The sequence below is a fragment of the Pseudomonas sp. Fl5BN2 genome, from assembly GCF_009908205.1.
Classification (GTDB): Bacteria; Pseudomonadota; Gammaproteobacteria; order Pseudomonadales; family Pseudomonadaceae; genus Aquipseudomonas.
Genome location: NZ_JAAARL010000018.1, coordinates 1 through 19,330, shown reverse-complemented (window position 1 = coordinate 19,330; position 19,330 = coordinate 1). Strand labels below are relative to the sequence as shown.

Here is a 19,330-nt window from a genome sequence, read left to right as displayed (position 1 = left end):
TAATCGCCAGCTACGCTTGTGCCAGCTCCCACCTTATATAAGAGGCTGCGCACATGAGTATTTCCTCTTTCAAGATTGCCCAAAAATTACTGACCGGCAGCTCGGCCATCGAGCAATTGGCCGCCGAGCTGACTCGCCTGGATGTTGACCACCCGCTGATTGTCACGGATGCCGCGCTACTCAAGTCGGGTACGGTGGAGTTGGCGCTGGCGCATCTTGGAGGGCGTAGTTACGAGATTTTCGACCGGGTACAGCCCGATCCGGAAATCGCCATCGTCGAAGACTGCATGCAGGTCTACCGCGAAGGCGGGCATGACGGCCTGATCGGCCTGGGAGGCGGCAGCGCCATTGATATTGCCAAAAGTGTCGCGGCTTATGCGGGTTACCACGGCGCCCTGGAAGATCTGTTCGGCATCGACCAGGTGCCACGCAAGGGGCCGCCGTTGATCGCGATTCCCACGACTGCTGGTACGGGGTCTGAAGTGACCAACGTGGCGATCCTTTCGGACAAGGCCGCACAGTTGAAGAAGGGAATTGTCAGTGACTACCTGCTGCCGGATGTAGCACTGGTCAGCCCACAGATGACTCTGACCTGCCCCCGTAGCGTGACTGCTGCCAGTGGCGTCGATGCCCTGGTGCACGCCATCGAGTCCTACCTGTCGCTCAATGCTTCTGCGATCACCGACTCCCTGGCCATCGGTGCCATCAAGTTGATCGTCAAGGCGTTGCCCAAGGCTTTTGCCAACCCGGCCAACCTGCAGGCCCGGGAGGACATGGCCACCGCCAGCCTGATGGCCGGCATGGCTTTCGGCAATGCCGGAGTCGGTGCGGTGCATGCCCTGGCGTATCCATTGGGTGGGCGCTTCCATGTGCCCCACGGGGTCAGCAATGCTTTGCTGCTGCCCTATGTGATGACCTGGAACAAGATGGCCTGCGTCGAGCGCATGCAGGATATCGCCGAAGCCATGGGCGTGCAGACCGCGTGCTTGAGCGCCAGTGAGGCGGCTGATCGGGCCGTGGATGCGATGAGCGCTTTATGCGCTGCGGTTGAAATTCCCAGTGGATTGCGCAGTTTTGGTGTGCCCGAAGATGCGATCCCGGCCATGGCCCAGGAAGCCGCGGGCATCGAGCGCTTGATGCGCAACAATCCGCGCAAACTGAGCCCCGCCGATATCGAGAAGATCTATCGTGCGGCCTACTGATCATCGCGGTGACGGTGTGCGCTCCAAAGCATGAGGTATACAATGCGCGCCATCGTGATTCTGCTCAAAAAAGGTGCGTCATGCAGCCCTTCGCTATTGCTCCGTCGATTCTCTCCGCCGACTTCGCCCGTCTGGGCGAGGAAGTGGACAATGTCCTGGCCGCGGGTGCCGACATCGTCCACTTCGATGTCATGGACAACCACTACGTGCCGAACTTGACCATCGGCCCGATGGTTTGCTCTGCGCTACGTAAGTACGGGATCACCGCGCCGATCGATGCGCACCTGATGGTGACCCCGGTGGATCGCATCATCGGTGACTTCATCGAGGCTGGCGCCACCTATATCACTTTCCATCCGGAAGCCACGCTGCATGTGGACCGCTCCCTGCAGATGATCCGTGAAGGCGGGTGCAAGGCCGGCCTGGTGTTCAATCCGGCGACTCCGCTGGACGTGCTCAAGTATGTGATGGACAAGGTCGACATGATCCTGCTGATGAGCGTCAACCCAGGCTTTGGCGGGCAGAAGTTCATTCCCGGCACCCTCGACAAGCTGCGTGAGGCTCGGGCCCTGATCGATGCTTCCGGCCGGGATATTCGCCTGGAAATCGACGGTGGTGTGAACGTCAACAACATCCGCGAGATCGCCGCTGCAGGCGCCGATACCTTTGTTGCTGGCTCGGCCATCTTCAATGCACCGAACTATCAGGAAGTCATTGAGAAAATGCGCGCCGAACTCGCGCTGGCACGGCCATGAGCGCATTTGAGCAGCTGTTCCCGGGGCGTTTGCCGCGGCTGGTGATGTTTGACCTGGATGGCACTCTGGTCGATTCGGTCCCCGACCTGGCCGCCGCCGTGGATCACATGCTGCTCAAGCTGGGGCGTGCGCCCGCGGGTATCGAAGCGGTACGGCAGTGGGTGGGCAACGGTGCCCCCATGTTAGTGCGTCGGGCGCTGGGCAATAGCCTGGACCCTCAAGGCGTCGACGACGGCGAAGCCGAGCATGCCCTCGAGTTGTTCAACACGGCCTATGAGGACAGTCACGAACTGACGGTGGTCTATCCCGGTGTACGCGAGACCCTCAAGTGGCTGCACAAGCAGGGCGTGGAAATGGCCCTGATCACCAACAAGCCCGAGCGCTTCGTTGCACCGTTGCTGGACCAGATGAAGATCGGCCGCTACTTTCGCTGGATCATCGGCGGCGACACCCTGCCACAGAAGAAGCCCGACCCGGCAGCGCTGTTCTTCGTGATGAAGATGGCCAGCGTGCCAGCGTCGCAGTCAGTGTTCGTCGGCGATTCGCGCAGCGATGTGTTGGCGGCCAAGGCCGCGGGGGTCAAGTGTGTAGCCTTGAGCTACGGCTATAACCATGGTCGGCCGATTGCCGAGGAATCACCCGCGCTGGTGATCGACGACCTGCGGGCACTGATCCCCGGTTGCTTAGAACCTGCCGCTGAGATAACGTTGCCCGACGCTGTTCCATCCCCTTCTGGAAATTCCATCGTGGTGGTCACTCGCAAACTCTGGATGAAAGTCATCAAGGCCCTGGCCCGCTGGCGTTGGCGCGCCTGATTTTTGTCTGGCCGGCCTTGCTGGCACGTTTGCATACCTGACTGTTAGACCCTCAAGCCACGAGGCATCCCATGATTCGCGAAGAATTCCTGCGCTTGGCCGCAGCTGGTTACAACCGTATCCCGCTGGCCTGTGAAACCCTTGCCGACTTCGACACACCGTTGTCGATCTACCTGAAACTGGCTGATCAGCCCAACTCCTATTTGCTGGAGTCGGTGCAGGGCGGCGAGAAGTGGGGGCGTTACTCGATTATCGGCCTGCCGTGCCGCACAGTGTTGCGGGTTCATGGGTATCAGGTCAGCGTGACCCATGACGGGGTAGAGATCGAACGCCACGAAGTGGCCGATCCATTGGCCTTCGTCGAGGAATTCAAAGCCCGCTACAACGTGCCGACCATTGCCGGCCTGCCGCGTTTCAATGGCGGTCTGGTAGGGTATTTCGGTTATGACTGCGTGCGTTATGTCGAGCCGCGGCTGGGCCCATGCCCGAACCCGGACCCGATCGGCGTGCCGGATATCCTGCTGATGGTGTCCGACGCGGTGGTGGTGTTCGACAACCTGGCGGGCAAGATGCACGCGATCGTGCTGGCCGATCCGAGCCAGGACAACGCTTTCGAGGCGGGTCAAGCGCGCTTGCAGGAGTTGCTTGGGCAACTGCGTCAGCCGATTACTCCGCGTCCTGGGCTGGATTTCAGCCAGCAGCAGGCGGCCGATCCGGTGTTCCGCTCCAGTTTCACCCAGGATGATTACGAGCGGGCCGTGGATACCATCAAGGAATACATCCTGGCTGGGGACTGCATGCAGGTGGTGCCGTCCCAGCGCATGTCCATCGACTTCAAGGCGGCGCCCATCGATCTGTACCGGGCGCTGCGCTGTTTCAACCCCACGCCTTATATGTACTTCTTCAACTTTGGTGACTTCCACGTGGTGGGCAGCTCGCCTGAGGTGCTGGTGCGGGTCGAGGACAATCTGATTACCGTGCGGCCGATTGCCGGTACACGTCCACGTGGCGCCACCGAGGAAGCCGACCAGGCCCTGGAACAGGACCTGCTGTCGGACGCCAAGGAAATCGCCGAGCACTTGATGCTGATCGATCTTGGGCGCAATGACACTGGGCGCGTCTCAGAGATTGGCACGGTGAAACTCACCGAAAAGATGGTCATCGAGCGTTACTCCAACGTGATGCACATCGTGTCCAACGTCACCGGCCAACTGAAAGCCGGTCTGACGGCGATGGACGCGCTGCGGGCGATTCTGCCGGCTGGCACCTTGTCCGGTGCGCCGAAGATCCGTGCGATGGAAATCATCGATGAGTTGGAACCGGTCAAGCGTGGGGTTTACGGTGGCGCCGTGGGCTATTTTGCGTGGAACGGCAACATGGACACCGCGATTGCCATTCGTACCGCGGTGATCAAGAACGGCGAGCTGCATGTACAGGCCGGTGGCGGCATTGTCGCCGACTCGGTGCCGACCCTGGAGTGGGAAGAGACGCTGAACAAGCGTCGTGCAATGTTCCGTGCCGTAGCACTGGCTGAACAAACCCCCGCATCCAAGGCTTGAGGAGTTTCCACTATGTTGCTGATGATCGATAACTACGACTCCTTCACCTATAACGTCGTGCAGTACCTGGGCGAGTTGGGTGCCGAAGTGAAAGTAGTGCGCAATGACGAGCTGTCCGTGGCCGAGATCGCAGCGCTCAAGCCTGAGCGTATCGTGGTTTCGCCCGGGCCTTGTACGCCGACTGAGGCCGGCATCTCCATCGAGGCGATCAAGTACTTCGCCGGCAAGCTGCCGATTCTGGGCGTGTGCCTGGGCCATCAATCCATCGGCCAGGCCTTTGGCGGTGAAGTGGTGCGTGCCCGGCAAGTGATGCATGGCAAGACCAGTCCGGTGTTTCACCGTGACCTGGGTGTATTCGGTGGCCTGAACATGCCGTTGACCGTGACCCGTTACCACTCGCTGGTGGTCAAGCGCGAAAGCTTGCCCGAGTGCCTTGAAATCACTGCCTGGACCCAGCTGGAAGACGGCGCCGTCGACGAGATCATGGGGCTGCGCCACAAGACGCTGAATATCGAGGGTGTGCAATTCCACCCCGAGTCTATCCTCACCGAGCAGGGCCACGAGCTGTTCGCTAATTTTCTCAAACAGAGCGGCGGCACGCGCTAAGGACTTTTCATGGATATCAAGACTGCCCTGAGCCGTATTGTCGGCCATCTGGACCTGAGCACTGATGAAATGCGCGATGTGATGCGCGAGATCATGACCGGTCAATGTACCGATGCGCAGATTGGCGCCTTCATGATGGCCATGCGCATGAAAAGCGAAAGCATCGACGAGATCGTCGGCGCGGTGTCGGTGATGCGCGAGCTGGCGGACAAGGTCGAGCTGAAAACCCTCGACGGCGTGGTGGATGTGGTAGGCACCGGCGGTGACGGTGCGAACATCTTCAACGTTTCCACGGCTTCTTCATTTGTAGTTGCCGCTGCCGGCTGCACCGTTGCCAAGCATGGCAACCGCGCGGTATCTGGCAAGAGCGGCAGCGCTGATCTGCTGGAGGCGGCGGGGATCTACCTGAATCTGACCCCGGTCCAAGTGGCTCGCTGCATCGACAACGTCGGCATCGGTTTCATGTTTGCCCAGTCTCATCATGGCGCCATGAAGTACGCCGCCGGCCCGCGGCGCGACCTCGGCCTGCGTACACTGTTCAACATGCTCGGCCCGCTTACGAATCCGGCCGGTGTGAAACATCAAGTGGTGGGCGTGTTCAATCAGGCATTGTGCCGGCCGTTGGCCGAGGTTTTGCAACGCCTGGGTAGCAAGCACATATTGGTGGTGCACTCCCAGGATGGCCTGGACGAGTTCAGCCTGGCAGCGCCGACTTATGTGGCGGAGTTGAAGAACGACCAGATCACCGAGTACTGGGTGCAGCCCGAGGACTTGGGCATAAAGAGCCAGAGTCTGTTCGGCCTGGTGGTGGAGAGTCCGGCGGCGTCCCTGGAACTGATCCGTGACGCACTGGGACGGCGCAAGACCGAACATGGCCAGAAGGCTGCCGAGATGATTGTGCTCAATGCCGGTGCGGCGCTGTATGCCGCCGATCATGCCAGCAGCCTGAAAGAGGGCGTTGCCCTGGCTCATGACGCCTTGCACACCGGCCTGGCCCGGGAGAAGCTCGAGGAGCTGGGAGCCTTTACCGCGGTGTTCAAGCAGGAGAATGAAGGATGAGTGTGCCGACAGTTCTGGAAAAGATCCTCGCCCGTAAAGTCGAGGAGGTTGCCGAGCGCAGCGCGCGGGTCACTCTGGCCGAGCTGGAAACCCTGGCGCGGGCAGCTGATGCCCCGCGGGGCTTCGCCAGGGCGCTGCAGGAGCAGGTCAAGCTCAAGCAGCCGGCAGTCATCGCCGAGATCAAGAAGGCTTCGCCAAGCAAAGGTGTGATCCGCGAGAACTTCGTTCCGGCGGATATTGCCAAAAGCTACGAGAAAGGTGGTGCTACTTGTCTGTCGGTCCTGACCGACATCGACTACTTCCAGGGTGCCGACGCCTATCTGCAGCAGGCCCGTGCGGCCTGCAAACTGCCGGTGATCCGCAAGGATTTCATGATCGATCCGTATCAGATCATCGAGGCCCGTGCCTTGGGCGCTGACTGTGTGTTGCTGATCGTCTCTGCACTGGATGACGTGCGGATGGCGGAGCTGGCGGCGGTGGCCAAGGGTGTCGGCCTGGATGTGTTGGTGGAAGTGCACGACGGTGATGAGCTGGAGCGAGCGCTGAAAACCCTCGACACACCGCTGGTGGGGGTCAACAACCGCAACCTGCATACCTTTGAAGTTGACCTGGAAACCACCCTCGACCTGCTGCCGCGTATTCCCCGCGACCGTCTGGTGATCACCGAGAGTGGGATTTTCAACCGCGCCGATGTCGAGTTGATGGAGATCAGCGATGTTTATTCGTTCCTGGTAGGCGAGGCGTTCATGCGCGCCGAAAGCCCGGGCAACGAATTGCAACGCCTGTTCTTCCCGGAGCGCGGCGTACCGGTCAGCGGTTCGACCCTGGACTGAAACACACACACCATGAACAAGCCGGCGATGCCGGCTTTTTCATATCTATTGCCAAGGATTTTCACTGCCATGACCCAACCCCTTGCCTTGACTGTCGAAGCTGGCCTGCAGGCCGAGCAGGATCTGCTGGCGCTGGTGTGCACCGGTGAGCAGGAGTTTGGCCTGCTGTTCTGGCAACCCAGTGACCGAGCGCTGGTGATGCCTCGGCGTTTGAGTCGCCTGCCTGGATTCGATCTGGCTTGCGAAGCATCGGCGGCCAACGGCTGGCCGGTGCTGTTGCGGGAAACCGGCGGCGAGCCAGTACCGCAGTCGGCAGCGACAGTGAATATCGCGTTGGTCTACGCACCACCGCGCAGTGAGGGCGATCAGGGACGGATCGAGACGGCTTATCGGCGCCTGTGCCAGCCGATCTGTGACCTGCTCAGTGAGCTGGGGGGCACTCCGTCATTGGGGGAAGTGGACGGGGCTTTCTGTGATGGGCGCTTCAATGTCAACCTTGATGGTCGCAAGATGGTTGGTACCGCCCAGCGCTGGCGTCAGAGCAAGGGTGGGCTGCGGCCGGTAGGGCTGGTGCACGGAGCGCTGCTGCTGGATAACGAGCGTGAATCCATGGTGGGGGCAGTCAATACGTTCAATCAGGCGTGCGGCCTGGAGCAACGTTGTCGGGCCGAAAGCCATATTGCCCTGCATGAAGCCTTTGCGGCGCCCGATGCTCTGGCGCAGCTGGATAGTTTGTATCGGCAGATGCTCAAGGGCTTTCTGCCTGGCTAGCGGGTGCCGAATACCACCATGGTCTTGCCTTTGACGTTGACCAGGTTGCGCTCCTCAAGGTCCTTGAGGACGCGGCCGACCATTTCCCGTGAGCACCCGACGATCCGGCCGATTTCCTGGCGGGTGATCTTGATCTGCATGCCGTCCGGGTGGGTCATGGCATCCGGTTGCTTGCACAGTTCCAGCAGGCAGCGGGCAACTCGTCCGGTCACGTCGAAGAATGCCAGGTCGCCGACCTTGCGCGTGGTATTGCGCAGGCGCTGGGCAATCTGCCCGCTGAGCACGTACAGAATGTCCGGATCGTTCTGCGACAGTTCGCGGAACTTGGCGTAGCTGATTTCGGCAACTTCGCACTCCATCTTGGCCCGTACCCAGGCACTGCGTTGCTGCTCGTGCCCTGCCTCTTCGAACAACCCGAGCTCGCCAAAAAAGTCGCCGGCGTTGAGGTAGGCGATGATCATTTCTCGACCGTCGTCGTCTTCGATGAGGATGGTCACTGAGCCCTTGATGATGAAGTACAGGCTGTCGGACACGTCACCGGCGCAGATGATGTTGCTCTTGGCCTGATACCGACGGCGTTGACAGTGCATCAGCAACTTGTCGAGATTTTTGATCTTGGGGGTGGGGGCAATAGCAACCATGGTTGTATCCCGAGAAGACTGCACGGTATGAGTTGGTTTTTTTATGGGGCGTAAGCACGGATGTTGAACGCTGGCTATGCGCCAGCCATTTGGCGTCAGCTTAACAGACGCGTCCTACGCGGAATTAGGATTTTTCTTGTTGGTGGCCGGTAATGAGGGGCAAACGGTCAAAGCGCTGCCGGTAGAAAACCCTGTGCTAAGCTGGCGACCCTTTTTTAGCAGTGGAGTCTTGGCGATGAAGGCACGCATCCAATGGGCTGGCGAAGCCATGTTCCTCGGTGAGTCGGGCAGTGGCCACGTGGTGGTGATGGATGGTCCGCCGGAGGCCGGTGGCCGTAACCTGGGTGTTCGCCCCATGGAGATGCTTCTGCTGGGTGTGGGCGGTTGCAGCAATTTCGATGTGGTCAGCATCCTGAAGAAGTCGCGTCAGGCCGTTGAGAGCTGTGAGGCTTTCCTCGACGCCGAGCGCGCCACTGAAGATCCAAAGGTCTTCACCAAGATCCATATGCATTTCGTGGTCAAGGGCCGGGGTCTGAAAGAGGCCCAGGTCAAGCGAGCCATTGAACTGTCCGCCGAGAAGTATTGCTCGGCCTCGATCATGCTCGGGGCCGCCGGCGTAGCCATTACTCACGATTACGAAATCGTCGAGTTGGGTTGAATCGACGCTGATTTCAACGGCAATGGAAAAGGGCGCCTCGAAAGCGCCCTTTTTTGTGTCCGATCCTGGTCGGGATTCAGATCCGGTAAGTACTTTTGGTCATGACCTTGGCCAACAGGCTCATGCCGAATTTCACTGGCGCCGGGAAGCGGAAGCCGCCAGCCTCGAGGGCGGTTTCAGCGTGATGCTCCTCATCGATACGCATCTGCTCGAGAATGGCCCTGGATTTCTCGTCTTCAGCCGGCAGCTGTTCCAGGTGCTCGTTCAGGTGTTTGCAGACTTGGTCTTCGGTGGCGGCGACGAAACCCAGGCTGACCTTGTCACTGATCAGGCCGGCCGCAGCGCCGATGCCGAATGACAAGCCGTAGAACAACGGGTTGAGTACGCTGGGGTGGCTGCCCAACTGGCGGATACGCTGTTCGCACCAGGCCAGGTGGTCGATTTCTTCTTCGGCGGCGTGCTCCATGGCCTGGCGCACCTGGGGCAGCTTTGCGGTCAGGGCCTGGCCCTGGTAGAGCGCCTGGGCACAGACTTCGCCGGTGTGATTGATGCGCATCAGCCCGGCGACGTGCCGGGTGTCCTCGTCACTCATCTGCGCTTCCGGCTGCACGATGGCCGGCGACGGGCGATAAGGTTGGCCGCTGAAAGGCAGCAGCGTACGCATGGCCATGTCGGCTTGCAGCAGCAGGCGGTCGATCGGCGAGTAGTGACGTTGGGTAGTCATGCTTATCTCCGGGAAGAATCACGGCGGCCAGTTTACTCCAATCGATGGGGTGAAACCTGCGCTGGATCAGCGCACCCTTGCCTCTGGTGGGACGAGCGCGCTGTATACGTGCGTATCGGGGGCTATCAGCCCGGAGGCCAGTTCATCTGACGCTGACCCAGTACATGCATATGAATGTGATAGACGGTTTGTCCGCCCAACTCATTGCAGTTCATCACCACCCGGAAGCCGTCTTCGCAGCCTTGCTCCTTGGCCAGGCGCTGGGCGGTGAACAGAATATGTCCAGCCAGGGCCTTATCGTCCTCGGTGAGGTCGTTGAGGGTGCGAATGGGCTTTTTCGGAATAACCAGGAAGTGCACCGGTGCCTGCGGGGCAATATCGTGGAAGGCCAGAACCTGGTCGTCCTCGTAGATGATCTTCGCGGGTATTTCCCTGTTGATGATCTTGGTGAACAGAGTATCCACAGCTGTTTCTCCATTGGGTTGGTCGGGGCTGAGTGTACTCAGGCTGACGATGTGCGCCCAGCCCGGACAAGGTGCATAGGGTCTGTGATCAAGCGGCAGCAGACCTTAACGGGGGCAATAGGCCTGATTGACGTAACCGACGATTTTGCGAGTCAGCCAGCGTGAACCCAGGCGGCTGCTGAATGCCATCCAGCGGTTCAAGCGGCCGGGAATGATGATGGCGCGATTCTTTTCCAGGGCACGGACTGCATACAGTGCGACTTCTTCGGGGCTCATCAGCAAGGTGCTGGCATAAAGTTTTTCAGTGTCCATCTGGGCGGTGCGAAAAAATCCGGTACGGGTCGGGCCGGGGCAGAGTACCGAGACCTTGACCGCGCATTTTTTCAACTCTTCGCGCAGCCCTTCGGAGAAGTGCAGGACATAGGCCTTGCTGGCGTAATAGGTGCTCATCCACGGGCCGGGATAGAAGGCCGCCATTGAAGCGACGTTGAGAATCTGTCCGCCGCCCAGCAGCGCCATGCTGTTGCCCAGGGCATGACACAGGCGGGTGAGGGCGAGGATGTTGACCTCGATCAGATCCTGCTCGGTCATCCAGTCCTGGGCCAGGAATGGGCCGCTGGTGCCGATGCCGGCGCAGTTGACCAGCAGGTCGATCTGTCGGTCGCCTTCTTCCAGTTCCAGCAGGAAGCCCGACAGACGCAGGGGTTCGCCCAGATCACAGGCGCGAAATAGCACCTCGACACCGAAGCGTTGAGTCAGCTCCAGGGCGATAGTTTCCAGCTGATCACGTTGGCGGGCCACCAGAATCAGGTTGCGGCCACGTCGTGCCAGTGCTTCGGCCAAGGCTAGGCCTATACCGCTGGAAGCACCGGTGATCAGAGCGTAACGGGTCATGCATTTCTCCATCGCAACGGCCGGTTGCCTGCGACAGGAAGAGTCGCAGGCGCGGACGCGTTTATTCTTGCTCGGATTCTACAGCGGGTGCGGTGATATCGGCTGGTTCGGCGTCTTCATCAGCGCTGTTGGAGTCGATGGTTTCGCTATAGCTGGTTTCGCTGTAGCGGTCTTCCAGGGAACTCAGGCCGCCAGCGACCAGGCCGACGATAAGCAGCGCGATCAGCACCAGCCACATCCAGGATAGAACCTTGACCGCAGTGGTGTTGGGCGGCGGTGGAGGGCCGTAGCGGTTAGCCACGTTACTGCCGGGGCTGACCACGAGTATCAGCGGGAAGATGCCGCCAATGAAGGGGACGAAGTTCAGTAGCCAGAGCCAGCCCGACCAGCCCAAGTCATGCAGGCGTTGTACGCTGATCTGGATGCTGACAACAACGGAGCCAAGCAGCACGATGACACCGGCGAAAATACCCAGTCCCACGAGGAGGGTGGAGTTTGTCACCGCTGCGGAAAGTAGGCCGATGAAGGCGCCGATGCCAACTAGAGCCAGCATGGCTACGGTTAGCACCAGGGTCCAGGCCAGATAGCGCAGGCGGCCAATGCGGCCCTGGATACTGAAGGGGTTGAGTATGGCGTATTGGGCAATAGCCTCGCCGACGGTAGCCTGTGGAGGCGCGTAGGGTGACTTGCTGCTATTGGCAGTGCTTGACGTCGTTACCGAATCCAGATGCAGGTCAAGGCTCTGTTCAGTCTCTATACGAGCATCTATTCCGGCATTTTTCAGTGCTTCCAGATACCGCTGGGCATCCGTCTGGGTCAAGTCGCGCTTGAGCTCTACTTGTTGGCCACTGAACAGGCGTTCCACTGCTGTGGTGTCGCTTTTGAACAGTTCAGCCAGGTTCAACTGGGCGGTGGATTTTTCAACACCGGGGAGCAATGTGCCGTCGAAAACAATCTTGTAGCGGGTCTCGCTCATGGGGGCATCCCTGTCACTTGAAAAGAAGGCTTACATAAAAGATGCCTAGTTTAAGGCCAGCACCCTTCGGCTGGCCAAGAAACTATGAGAACTGGTTATCGTGGCCAGCGTTTGGGGAGTTGGGCCGAGAGCTCTTGGGCTGCGCGATATTCGCTGTCCAGGCGGCCAATCAGTTGATCGACGCTAGGCAGGTCATCGATTTCACCCACGCCCTGGCCGGCCGACCACACGGTTTTCCAGGCTTTGGCTTCGTCGCTGATGGGCTTGAGCTTGGAACCGAAGTTGATCTCACCTTTGCCCTGCAGAGCTGCCAGATCGAATCCGGCGTTTTCCAGGCTCTTGCGCATGAAGCTGGCCGGAACTCCGGACACAGCGGCGGTATGCACGATGTCCGCGGCACGGGAATTCAGCAGCATCTCTTTATAGGCTTGTGGCGCATGGCTTTCGCTGGTGCCAATAAAACGGGTGCCGAGATAGGCCAGGTCGGCGCCAAGCAGCTGTGCGGCGAGAATTTCGTGGCCGTGGTTCAGGCAGCCTGCCAGCAGTAGGGTCTTGTCGAAGAACTGGCGGATCTCCGCGATCAGCGAGAACGGGCTCCAGGTTCCGGCATGACCGCCAGCTCCTGCAGCAACGGCGATCAGTCCGTCGACACCCGCTTCTGCCGCCTTTTCCGCGTGACGACGGGTAGTCACGTCGTGAAACACCAGGCCGCCGTAGCTGTGCACGGCATCCACCACCTCTTTCACCGCCCCCAGACTGGTAATGATGATCGGCACCTTGTGGTCGATGCAGATCTGCAAGTCTGCCTGCAGGCGTGGGTTGCTGTTGTGCACGATCAGGTTCACTGCATAGGGGGCAGGATTCTCCAGAGTTGCCAGCCCTGCTTCGATCTCTTCAAGCCACGCCTTGAAACCGCTGCTTTCACGCTGGTTGAGCGCGGGGAAGCTACCCACCACGCCATTGCGGCAGCAGGCCAGGACCAGTTCGGGATTGGAAATCAGGAACATCGGTGCCGCCACCACGGGCAGGCGCAGACGTTGTTCGAGCAGAGCGGGCAGTGACATTGGAGTACCCCCAAGAAGCGACTAGTAAGAGTTAGAACGGCCGTACGACGACCAAAATTACAATAGCCAGCAATATCAGAACCGGTACTTCATTGAACCAGCGATAAAAGACATGGCTGCGGGTGTTCTCGCCACGGGCGAAGCGTTTCACCTGAGCACCACACATGTGGTGATAACCGATCAGGATCACCACCAGGGTCAGCTTGGCGTGCATCCAGCCACCCTGGCCAAAGTAGGCGCTGGGGTTGAGGCTGATCAACCAGATGCCGAAGATCAGTGTCGCGATCATCGCCGGGCCCATGATGGCGCGATACAGCTTGCGTTCCATGAGGCTGAAGCGCTCGCGGCTGACGCTGTCCTCGCTTTGAGCGTGATAGACGAACAGTCGTGGCAGGTAGAAGAGGCCGGCAAACCAGCAGACCACGCTGACGATGTGAAAGGCTTTGAGCCATAGATAGAGCATTTTTAGTTATTCCCAGATTCACGGTGGCGAAGATAGTAGAGGGTAGAGCGTCCGCACGTCACCTTGACGGTTGTCGCAGGGGCGCGCCGCCCCTATTATCGGCAGCTTTCCAGTGGGTTCGTTGAGGGCAGGTTTATGGTCAAGGTCGGTATCGTCGGCGGCACGGGTTACACCGGTGTCGAACTGCTGCGTCTGTTGGCACAGCATCCGCAGGCGCGAGTAGAGGTCATCACTTCGCGATCCGAGGCGGGCCTGGCCGTAGCCGACATGTACCCGAACCTGCGTGGTCACTATGACGGCCTGGCTTTCAGCGTGCCGGACATCAAGGCACTGGGTGCCTGTGATGTAGTGTTCTTTGCTACTCCCCACGGCGTTGCTCATGCGCTGGCCGGCGAGTTGCTGGCAGCGGGGACCAAGGTTATCGACTTGTCGGCGGACTTCCGCCTGCAGGATGCCGATGAGTGGGCCAAGTGGTACGGCCAGCCCCATGGGGCTCCGGAGTTGTTGGAAGAGGCCGTCTATGGCCTGCCTGAAGTCAATCGTGAACTGATCAAGAAGGCCCGTTTGATTGCTGTTCCGGGCTGCTATCCAACGGCTACCCAACTGGGCTTCCTGCCACTGCTGGAGGCCGGCCTTGCCGATGCCTCGCGTCTGATCGCCGACTGCAAGTCTGGCGTCAGTGGTGCCGGCCGTGGTGCGAGCGTGGGCTCGTTGTACTCGGAAACCTCCGAGAGCATGAAGGCCTATGCGGTCAAGGGGCATCGTCATCTGCCGGAAATTCGCCAGGGCTTGCGCAGGGCCGCGGGCAAGGATGTGGGCCTGACCTTCGTACCGCATCTGACGCCGATGATTCGTGGTATCCACTCGACGCTCTACTCGACTGTTGTGGATAAGTCGGTTGATTTGCAGGCGCTGTTCGAGAAGCGTTATGCCAACGAGCCCTTTGTCGATGTCATGCCTGCGGGCAGTCACCCAGAAACCCGTAGCGTGCGCGGTGCCAACGTCTGTCGGATCGCTGTGCACCGTCCGCAGGATGGTGATTTGGTGGTGGTGCTTTCGGTGATCGACAATTTGGTGAAAGGGGCATCAGGCCAGGCGGTACAGAACCTTAATATCCTCTTTGGGCTGGATGAGCGCTTGGGGTTGTCTCACGCAGGTATGCTGCCGTAAGGTTTCTTGCGAGTTAACAGAAAGGCCCGCCAGACGGGCCTTTCTGCGTTATGCACGTAGCTGTACGACTATTGATATACCGTAACAATAGTTGACCGCTTTTCTAGGAGAAGCGGATAATGCGCGTCATTACGCAGTATGGCGGCTTAACGCCGGGAGATAGTCAGCATGAGCGTTGAATCCTTCACCCCCACGGCTTTGCAATTCACTCAAGGTGCGGCGCACAAGGTGAAGAGCCTGGTCGATGAAGAGGGTAATGATCGCTTGAAGCTGCGCGTATTTGTTACGGGCGGCGGTTGTTCAGGGTTTCAGTACGGTTTTACTTTCGATGAGGAAGTGGCCGAAGACGACACCATCGTTGAGCGCGAAGGTGTGAGCCTGGTTGTCGATCCTATGAGTTTCCAGTACCTGGCAGGTGCTGAAGTGGACTATCAGGAAGGCTTGGAAGGCTCGCGCTTCGTGATCAAGAACCCTAATGCCAGCACCACCTGTGGTTGCGGGTCTTCGTTCTCGATCTGATCCGTCAGCAAGATCTTTTGTTGAGCGCCGCAGGGTCTAACGGCCCTGCGGCGTTTTGCTGTCTGGCGATCAGGCCGGATAGATGGCGCCCAGTACGCGTAGGCCGCGGGCACCGGTAACGCTGGGCCGGTTGGCGGCGATGCCTTCCAGGCAACAGTGGGCCAACCAAGCGAATGCCATGGCTTCCATCCAGTCCGGGTCTACTCCATAAGCGGCGGTACTGTTGACTTGGGCCCTGGGCAGCAGTGCTGCGAGGCGGTTCATCAAGGTCGTGTTGTGGGCACCACCACCACATACCAGAAGCTCCTGGGTATCGCTTTGGGCTGACTGTAACGACTCGATGATGGTCATTGCTGTCAGTTCCAGCAGCGTGGCTTGTACATCCTCGGCAGGGATGGCGTCATGTTGCGCCAGATGTCGCTGTAGCCACTCGAGATTGAATACTTCGCGCCCGGTGCTCTTCGGCCCTTTGGTAGCAAAGAATGGGTCGCTGAGAAGGGACTGCAAGAGTGTTTGGTCAGGTTGGCCGCTGGCGGCCCACTGACCGTTGCGGTCGAAACGCTCTCCGCGTTGTGCCTGTACCCAAGCATCGAGTAGCACGTTACCTGGGCCGCAATCAAAGCCGGAAACCGGTTTGGCGATCTCGATCAGGCTCAGGTTGCTGAAACCGCCAATATTAAGGACGGCGCGGTTGCCGGTGCGTTGTTCGAACAAGGCTTCGTGGAAGGCTGGAACCAATGGAGCGCCTTGTCCACCTGCGGCCACGTCGCGACTACGGAAGTCGCTGACGACGGTGATCCCTGTGAGCTCGGTCAGCAGCGCTGGGTTACCGATCTGCACGGTGAACCCACGGCTCGGCTCATGGCGTACGGTTTGTCCGTGGCTGCCGATGGCGCGAATGTCATGAGTTGGCAATTGCTGCTGCTGCAGAAGGCTATGGATACCCTGTGCGGCCAGTTCTACCCAGTGCTGCTGGGCAATGGCGGAGCGTGCGATCTCGTCTGGGCCGCTGGCGCACAAACTCAGGAGCTCAGCACGCAGGGAGTCAGGCATCGGGGTGTAGTGGGTGGCGATCAACTTGATCGCCGGACTCTGCTCGATCAGGGCAATGTCCAGGCCATCAAGACTGGTACCGGACATCACCCCTATATAGAGCGCCATGGTTCAGCGCTTGCTCGAGGCCAGCATGGTGGCCTTTTCCTGATCCATACGGGCCATCAGAGGCTGGCTCTGTTGGAGGAAGCGAGGGCGCTCGGCCTTGGCGATCGGATCGGCCATCGGCAGCTTCTGGCCCAATGGGTCCACGTGGACGCCATTGACCTGGAACTCATAGTGCAGGTGTGGTCCGGTGGAAAGACCAGTGGTACCAATGTAGCCAATGACTTGACCCTGTTTGACCGAGCCGCCGGTCTTGACGCCCTTGGCAAAGCCTTGCATATGGCCGTACAGGGTGCGGTAGGTGTTGCCGTGTTGAATGATCACGGTATTGCCGTAACCACCGCGGCGGCCCGCCAACAAGACCTTGCCATCACCGGCAGCTTTGATTGGAGTACCTCGTGGAGCGGCGTAGTCGACGCCCTTATGGGCGCGGATTTTGTTCAGGATCGGGTGTTTGCGGCCCATGGAGAAGCGCGAGCTGATACGGGCAAAGTCCACCGGTGTGCGAATGAAGGCCTTGCGCATGCTATTGCCATCAGCGGTGTAGTAGCTGCTGGAACCTTGTTTGTTGGTATAACGCACCGCAGTGTAGGTCTTGCCGCGGTTGGTGAAGCGTGCGGAGAGGATGTTGCCGGTGCCGACGACTTTACCGTTGGCGACTTTCTGCTCGTAAATCACGTCGAACTCGTCACCCTGGCGAATATCCTGGGCGAAGTCGATGTCGTAACCGAAAACGTTGGCCATATCCATGGTCAGGCTATGGGACATCCCCGCGCGGGCGGCGGATTGTGAAAGCGAGCTATTGATGACGCCGTGAATATAGGCCGAGCGAACTACAGGCTTGGTGATCACTCGGTTGAAGGTAAAGCCTTTGGGGCCTTTGGCTAGAGTGATGGTTTCAAGGTCGCTGACTTTGCTGTGCAGATTGTTCAGCTGGCCATCCGTGGTGAGTTCGAACTCAAGCTTCTGGCCATGTTTGAGTTGGGAGAACTGTTTGGCTTGCTTGTCGCTAGCCAGCACCTCATGAACGGAAGTCGCTGGCAAGCCAACCTTTTCGAACAGCGTGGAGAGAGTATCGCCCTTGGCGACTATGACTTCTCTATGACCAGGGGCTTTCTGCTCTTGCACAACGGCAGGTGCGGGCTCGGTTTCTGCGGTTTCCGTGGCGTCTTCGGTGGTGTTATCGATCTGTGCAAAGGGTGAGGCAACAGACTCATTTGTGGCTTGTTCGGTCGATGCAGCGTCTTGATCTTGCTTGAGTTGTTCGACCGGGCTTTCCAGATCAAGGCTCAATGTCGTCTTTTTTGCTTCTACATCACTGGAAGGAAATACCAGTAGAGCCAAGCTTAGAAGGGCTGCGATACCACTTGCGGCGAGCAGGTGGCTCTTCGGATAAAGCGGTGGCGCTTTAGACGGTTCGGAGGTCATAGGTAATTTGGCTTTGAAAAGATGAAATGGAAAAGATGAATGACATGATGAAGATGAAATAACTGTATAAAATATAACCAAATCATCTGTGACGCAAGCGCGCGGGCGCTCTGCTTTATGAATGTCCCCGTACGCCGGGCAAAACTTGTAATTAGTCCGTGATCTTGTATGGTTGGTTCCCTTTTGAATCTGAGCCTTGCGGGTCTGTTATGAAGTCGGTTGAAGAGCAGCTAGCGCTGATCAAACGTGGTGCGGAAGAGTTGTTGGTCGAGTCCGAATTGATCGAGAAGCTCAAGCGCGGCGAGCCGCTGCGTATTAAGGCAGGCTTCGATCCGACGGCCCCCGATCTGCATCTCGGGCATACCGTGCTTATTAATAAGCTGCGTCAGTTTCAGGACCTGGGTCACCAGGTGATCTTCCTGATTGGTGACTTCACCGGGATGATCGGTGATCCGAGTGGCAAGAGTGTCACTCGTCCGCCATTGACTCGCGAGCAGGTCCTGGAGAATGCGGAGACCTATAAAAGCCAGGTTTTCAAGATTCTTGATCCCGCCAAGACTGAGGTGGCCTTCAACTCCACCTGGATGGACAAGATGGGGCCGGCAGACTTTATTCGCCTGACTTCCCAGTACACCGTTGCGCGCATGCTCGAGCGGGACGACTTCGACAAGCGCTACTCGACTAATCAGCCGATTGCCATTCACGAGTTTCTGTATCCGCTGGTGCAGGGGTATGACTCGGTGGCTCTGCGTGCCGATGTCGAGTTGGGTGGCACCGATCAAAAATTCAATCTTCTGATGGGGCGTGAGCTGCAGCGCAGTTATGGGCAGGAGGCGCAGTGCATTCTAACCATGCCGCTGCTTGAGGGGTTGGATGGCGTCAAGAAGATGTCCAAGTCCCTGGGTAACTATGTAGGGATTCAGGAAGCTCCGGGTGTGATGTACGGCAAGCTGGTCTCCATTCCTGATGCGCTAATGTGGCGTTACTTTGAGCTGCTCAGCTTCCGCTCGATGGATGAGATCAATGCATTGAAGGCTGATGTGGAGGCGGGTGCCAACCCGCGTGACGTCAAGATCAAGCTGGCGGAAGAGATTGTTGCGCGGTTCCATGGTGACGAGGCTGCTGCAAATGCTCATCGTGCATCAGGTAACCGTATGAAGGATGGCGAGCTGCCGGATGATCTGCCGGAGATTGAGTTGACTGCTGCTGAAGACATGCCGATTGCTGCTGTCCTTAATAAGGCTGGTCTGGTGAAGAATGCTGCCGTAGCACGAGACCTTCTGGGGTCGGGTGGTGTTCGGGTAGATGGCGAGGTTGTCGATCGCGCCTATATATATGCAGTGGGTTCGACCCATGTGTGCCAGGCTGGCAAGAAGGCATTTGCACGTATTACGCTTAAATCCGAATAAAACTGAAAATAGGTATTGACGGCGAATTATATCTCTCTATAATTCGCCCCACTTCCGGCGCAGTCGAAACGGAAAACTCCTTGAGATTCAACGAGTTACGCAGTTTTCGGCAGCGGTTACGCTTCAGTTCATCGAAGCCAGAAGGAGTTGGTAAGGCAGTGA

Annotated in this window: 21 protein-coding genes; 12 read left to right on the top strand and 9 right to left on the bottom strand. The window is 58.8% G+C overall.

Annotation, left to right across the window (positions count from 1 at the left end):
- Positions 1 to 53: 53 nt before the first annotated feature.
- The 8 genes from GV819_RS23395 (at position 54) to GV819_RS23360 (ending at position 7,600) form a co-directional block, all read left to right on the top strand.
- Entirely contained in the window at positions 54 to 1,202 is a 1,149-nt protein-coding gene (locus tag GV819_RS23395; protein ID WP_161758413.1) for an iron-containing alcohol dehydrogenase, read from the top strand.
- An 80-nt stretch (positions 1,203 to 1,282) separates the two neighbouring features.
- Positions 1,283 to 1,957: a ribulose-phosphate 3-epimerase gene (rpe, locus tag GV819_RS23390; protein WP_161758412.1), complete on the top strand. Its 675-nt coding sequence runs from the start codon at positions 1,283 to 1,285 to the stop codon at positions 1,955 to 1,957.
- Positions 1,954 to 2,772 (top strand): phosphoglycolate phosphatase, encoded by an 819-nt coding sequence (locus GV819_RS23385; protein ID WP_161758411.1) that lies wholly within the window; start codon positions 1,954 to 1,956, stop codon positions 2,770 to 2,772. The genes rpe and GV819_RS23385 overlap by 4 nt, the downstream gene beginning before the upstream one ends.
- Positions 2,773 to 2,843: 71 nt before the next feature.
- Positions 2,844 to 4,331, top strand: coding sequence for an anthranilate synthase component I (gene trpE / locus GV819_RS23380; RefSeq protein ID WP_161758410.1), 1,488 nt, complete (start codon positions 2,844 to 2,846; stop codon positions 4,329 to 4,331).
- 12 nt (positions 4,332 to 4,343) lie between these two features.
- Entirely contained in the window at positions 4,344 to 4,937 is a 594-nt protein-coding gene (locus GV819_RS23375; RefSeq protein ID WP_161758409.1) for an aminodeoxychorismate/anthranilate synthase component II, read from the top strand.
- Positions 4,938 to 4,946: 9 nt separating this feature from the next.
- The gene (trpD, locus tag GV819_RS23370) at positions 4,947 to 5,996 is read left to right on the top strand and encodes an anthranilate phosphoribosyltransferase (protein WP_161758408.1); all 1,050 of its coding nucleotides are present in this window, start codon (positions 4,947 to 4,949) and stop codon (positions 5,994 to 5,996) included.
- Positions 5,993 to 6,829, top strand: a complete 837-nt coding sequence (trpC, locus tag GV819_RS23365; protein ID WP_161758407.1) for an indole-3-glycerol phosphate synthase TrpC — start codon at positions 5,993 to 5,995, stop codon at positions 6,827 to 6,829. The genes trpD and trpC overlap by 4 nt, the downstream gene beginning before the upstream one ends.
- A gap of 69 nt (positions 6,830 to 6,898) precedes the next feature.
- Positions 6,899 to 7,600, top strand: a complete 702-nt coding sequence (locus GV819_RS23360) for a lipoate--protein ligase family protein (RefSeq protein WP_161758406.1) — start codon at positions 6,899 to 6,901, stop codon at positions 7,598 to 7,600.
- Here the strand turns inward: GV819_RS23360 and crp are convergent.
- Entirely contained in the window at positions 7,597 to 8,241 is a 645-nt protein-coding gene (gene crp, locus GV819_RS23355) for a cAMP-activated global transcriptional regulator CRP (RefSeq protein WP_161758405.1), read from the bottom strand. The two genes, GV819_RS23360 and crp, sit on opposite strands and share 4 nt — an antisense overlap.
- A gap of 235 nt (positions 8,242 to 8,476) precedes the next feature.
- Here crp and GV819_RS23350 point away from each other — a divergent pair, with 235 nt between their 5' ends.
- Positions 8,477 to 8,899, top strand: a complete 423-nt coding sequence (locus GV819_RS23350; protein ID WP_009045862.1) for an OsmC family protein — start codon at positions 8,477 to 8,479, stop codon at positions 8,897 to 8,899.
- A 76-nt stretch (positions 8,900 to 8,975) separates the two neighbouring features.
- Here GV819_RS23350 and coq7 read toward each other — a convergent pair whose 3' ends face one another.
- The 6 genes from coq7 to hemJ form a co-directional block, all read right to left on the bottom strand.
- On the bottom strand, positions 8,976 to 9,623 hold the full coding sequence (gene coq7, locus GV819_RS23345) for a 2-polyprenyl-3-methyl-6-methoxy-1,4-benzoquinone monooxygenase (RefSeq protein WP_011063796.1): 648 nt from the start codon (positions 9,621 to 9,623) through the stop codon (positions 8,976 to 8,978).
- 125 nt (positions 9,624 to 9,748) lie between these two features.
- The gene (locus GV819_RS23340) at positions 9,749 to 10,087 is read right to left on the bottom strand and encodes a histidine triad nucleotide-binding protein (RefSeq protein WP_016963742.1); all 339 of its coding nucleotides are present in this window, start codon (positions 10,085 to 10,087) and stop codon (positions 9,749 to 9,751) included.
- A gap of 105 nt (positions 10,088 to 10,192) precedes the next feature.
- Entirely contained in the window at positions 10,193 to 10,981 is a 789-nt protein-coding gene (locus GV819_RS23335) for an SDR family NAD(P)-dependent oxidoreductase (RefSeq protein WP_161758404.1), read from the bottom strand.
- Positions 10,982 to 11,042: 61 nt separating this feature from the next.
- Positions 11,043 to 11,957, bottom strand: coding sequence for a DUF805 domain-containing protein (locus GV819_RS23330; protein WP_161758403.1), 915 nt, complete (start codon positions 11,955 to 11,957; stop codon positions 11,043 to 11,045).
- Positions 11,958 to 12,052: 95 nt separating this feature from the next.
- On the bottom strand, positions 12,053 to 13,021 hold the full coding sequence (locus GV819_RS23325; protein ID WP_161758402.1) for an NAD(P)H-dependent flavin oxidoreductase: 969 nt from the start codon (positions 13,019 to 13,021) through the stop codon (positions 12,053 to 12,055).
- Between the two features lie 31 nt (positions 13,022 to 13,052).
- A complete protein-coding gene (gene hemJ / locus GV819_RS23320; protein ID WP_161758401.1) occupies positions 13,053 to 13,484 on the bottom strand; it encodes a protoporphyrinogen oxidase HemJ in 432 nt (143 codons plus the stop codon).
- Between the two features lie 135 nt (positions 13,485 to 13,619).
- On the opposite strand from hemJ, the gene argC reads away from it, so the two are divergent.
- Positions 13,620 to 14,654 carry an N-acetyl-gamma-glutamyl-phosphate reductase gene (gene argC / locus GV819_RS23315; protein WP_161758400.1) on the top strand — a complete coding sequence of 345 codons (1,035 nt, stop codon included), beginning with the start codon at positions 13,620 to 13,622 and terminating at the stop codon, positions 14,652 to 14,654.
- Positions 14,655 to 14,822: 168 nt separating this feature from the next.
- Positions 14,823 to 15,173, top strand: a complete 351-nt coding sequence (gene erpA / locus GV819_RS23310) for an iron-sulfur cluster insertion protein ErpA (protein ID WP_161758399.1) — start codon at positions 14,823 to 14,825, stop codon at positions 15,171 to 15,173.
- Positions 15,174 to 15,242: 69 nt separating this feature from the next.
- Here the strand turns inward: erpA and GV819_RS23305 are convergent, their stop codons facing one another.
- A complete protein-coding gene (locus GV819_RS23305) occupies positions 15,243 to 16,334 on the bottom strand; it encodes an anhydro-N-acetylmuramic acid kinase (protein ID WP_161758398.1) in 1,092 nt (363 codons plus the stop codon).
- A 3-nt stretch (positions 16,335 to 16,337) separates the two neighbouring features.
- Entirely contained in the window at positions 16,338 to 17,759 is a 1,422-nt protein-coding gene (locus GV819_RS23300) for a peptidoglycan DD-metalloendopeptidase family protein (RefSeq protein ID WP_161758397.1), read from the bottom strand.
- 209 nt (positions 17,760 to 17,968) lie between these two features.
- Between GV819_RS23300 and tyrS the strand changes: the two genes are divergently transcribed.
- On the top strand, positions 17,969 to 19,168 hold the full coding sequence (gene tyrS, locus GV819_RS23290; protein WP_161758396.1) for a tyrosine--tRNA ligase: 1,200 nt from the start codon (positions 17,969 to 17,971) through the stop codon (positions 19,166 to 19,168).
- Positions 19,169 to 19,330: the final 162 nt, after the last annotated feature.

Bases quoted from the DNA above. Each gene is read 5' to 3' on its own strand.
- crp (WP_161758405.1), bottom strand. From the start codon at position 8,241: ATGGTTGCTATTGCCCCCACCCCCAAGATCAAAAATCTCGACAAGTTG.
- GV819_RS23300 (WP_161758397.1), bottom strand. From the start codon at position 17,759: ATGACCTCCGAACCGTCTAAAGCGCCACCGCTTTATCCGAAGAGCCAC.
- trpD (WP_161758408.1), top strand. From the start codon at position 4,947: ATGGATATCAAGACTGCCCTGAGCCGTATTGTCGGCCATCTGGACCTG.
- GV819_RS23375 (WP_161758409.1), top strand. From the start codon at position 4,344: ATGTTGCTGATGATCGATAACTACGACTCCTTCACCTATAACGTCGTG.
- tyrS (WP_161758396.1), top strand. From the start codon at position 17,969: ATGAAGTCGGTTGAAGAGCAGCTAGCGCTGATCAAACGTGGTGCGGAA.
- GV819_RS23350 (WP_009045862.1), top strand. From the start codon at position 8,477: ATGAAGGCACGCATCCAATGGGCTGGCGAAGCCATGTTCCTCGGTGAG.
- argC (WP_161758400.1), top strand. From the start codon at position 13,620: ATGGTCAAGGTCGGTATCGTCGGCGGCACGGGTTACACCGGTGTCGAA.
- hemJ (WP_161758401.1), bottom strand. From the start codon at position 13,484: ATGCTCTATCTATGGCTCAAAGCCTTTCACATCGTCAGCGTGGTCTGC.
- GV819_RS23325 (WP_161758402.1), bottom strand. From the start codon at position 13,021: ATGTCACTGCCCGCTCTGCTCGAACAACGTCTGCGCCTGCCCGTGGTG.
- GV819_RS23335 (WP_161758404.1), bottom strand. From the start codon at position 10,981: ATGACCCGTTACGCTCTGATCACCGGTGCTTCCAGCGGTATAGGCCTA.
- erpA (WP_161758399.1), top strand. From the start codon at position 14,823: ATGAGCGTTGAATCCTTCACCCCCACGGCTTTGCAATTCACTCAAGGT.
- GV819_RS23385 (WP_161758411.1), top strand. From the start codon at position 1,954: ATGAGCGCATTTGAGCAGCTGTTCCCGGGGCGTTTGCCGCGGCTGGTG.
- GV819_RS23395 (WP_161758413.1), top strand. From the start codon at position 54: ATGAGTATTTCCTCTTTCAAGATTGCCCAAAAATTACTGACCGGCAGC.
- rpe (WP_161758412.1), top strand. From the start codon at position 1,283: ATGCAGCCCTTCGCTATTGCTCCGTCGATTCTCTCCGCCGACTTCGCC.
- GV819_RS23360 (WP_161758406.1), top strand. From the start codon at position 6,899: ATGACCCAACCCCTTGCCTTGACTGTCGAAGCTGGCCTGCAGGCCGAG.
- coq7 (WP_011063796.1), bottom strand. From the start codon at position 9,623: ATGACTACCCAACGTCACTACTCGCCGATCGACCGCCTGCTGCTGCAA.
- GV819_RS23330 (WP_161758403.1), bottom strand. From the start codon at position 11,957: ATGAGCGAGACCCGCTACAAGATTGTTTTCGACGGCACATTGCTCCCC.
- trpC (WP_161758407.1), top strand. From the start codon at position 5,993: ATGAGTGTGCCGACAGTTCTGGAAAAGATCCTCGCCCGTAAAGTCGAG.
- trpE (WP_161758410.1), top strand. From the start codon at position 2,844: ATGATTCGCGAAGAATTCCTGCGCTTGGCCGCAGCTGGTTACAACCGT.
- GV819_RS23305 (WP_161758398.1), bottom strand. From the start codon at position 16,334: ATGGCGCTCTATATAGGGGTGATGTCCGGTACCAGTCTTGATGGCCTG.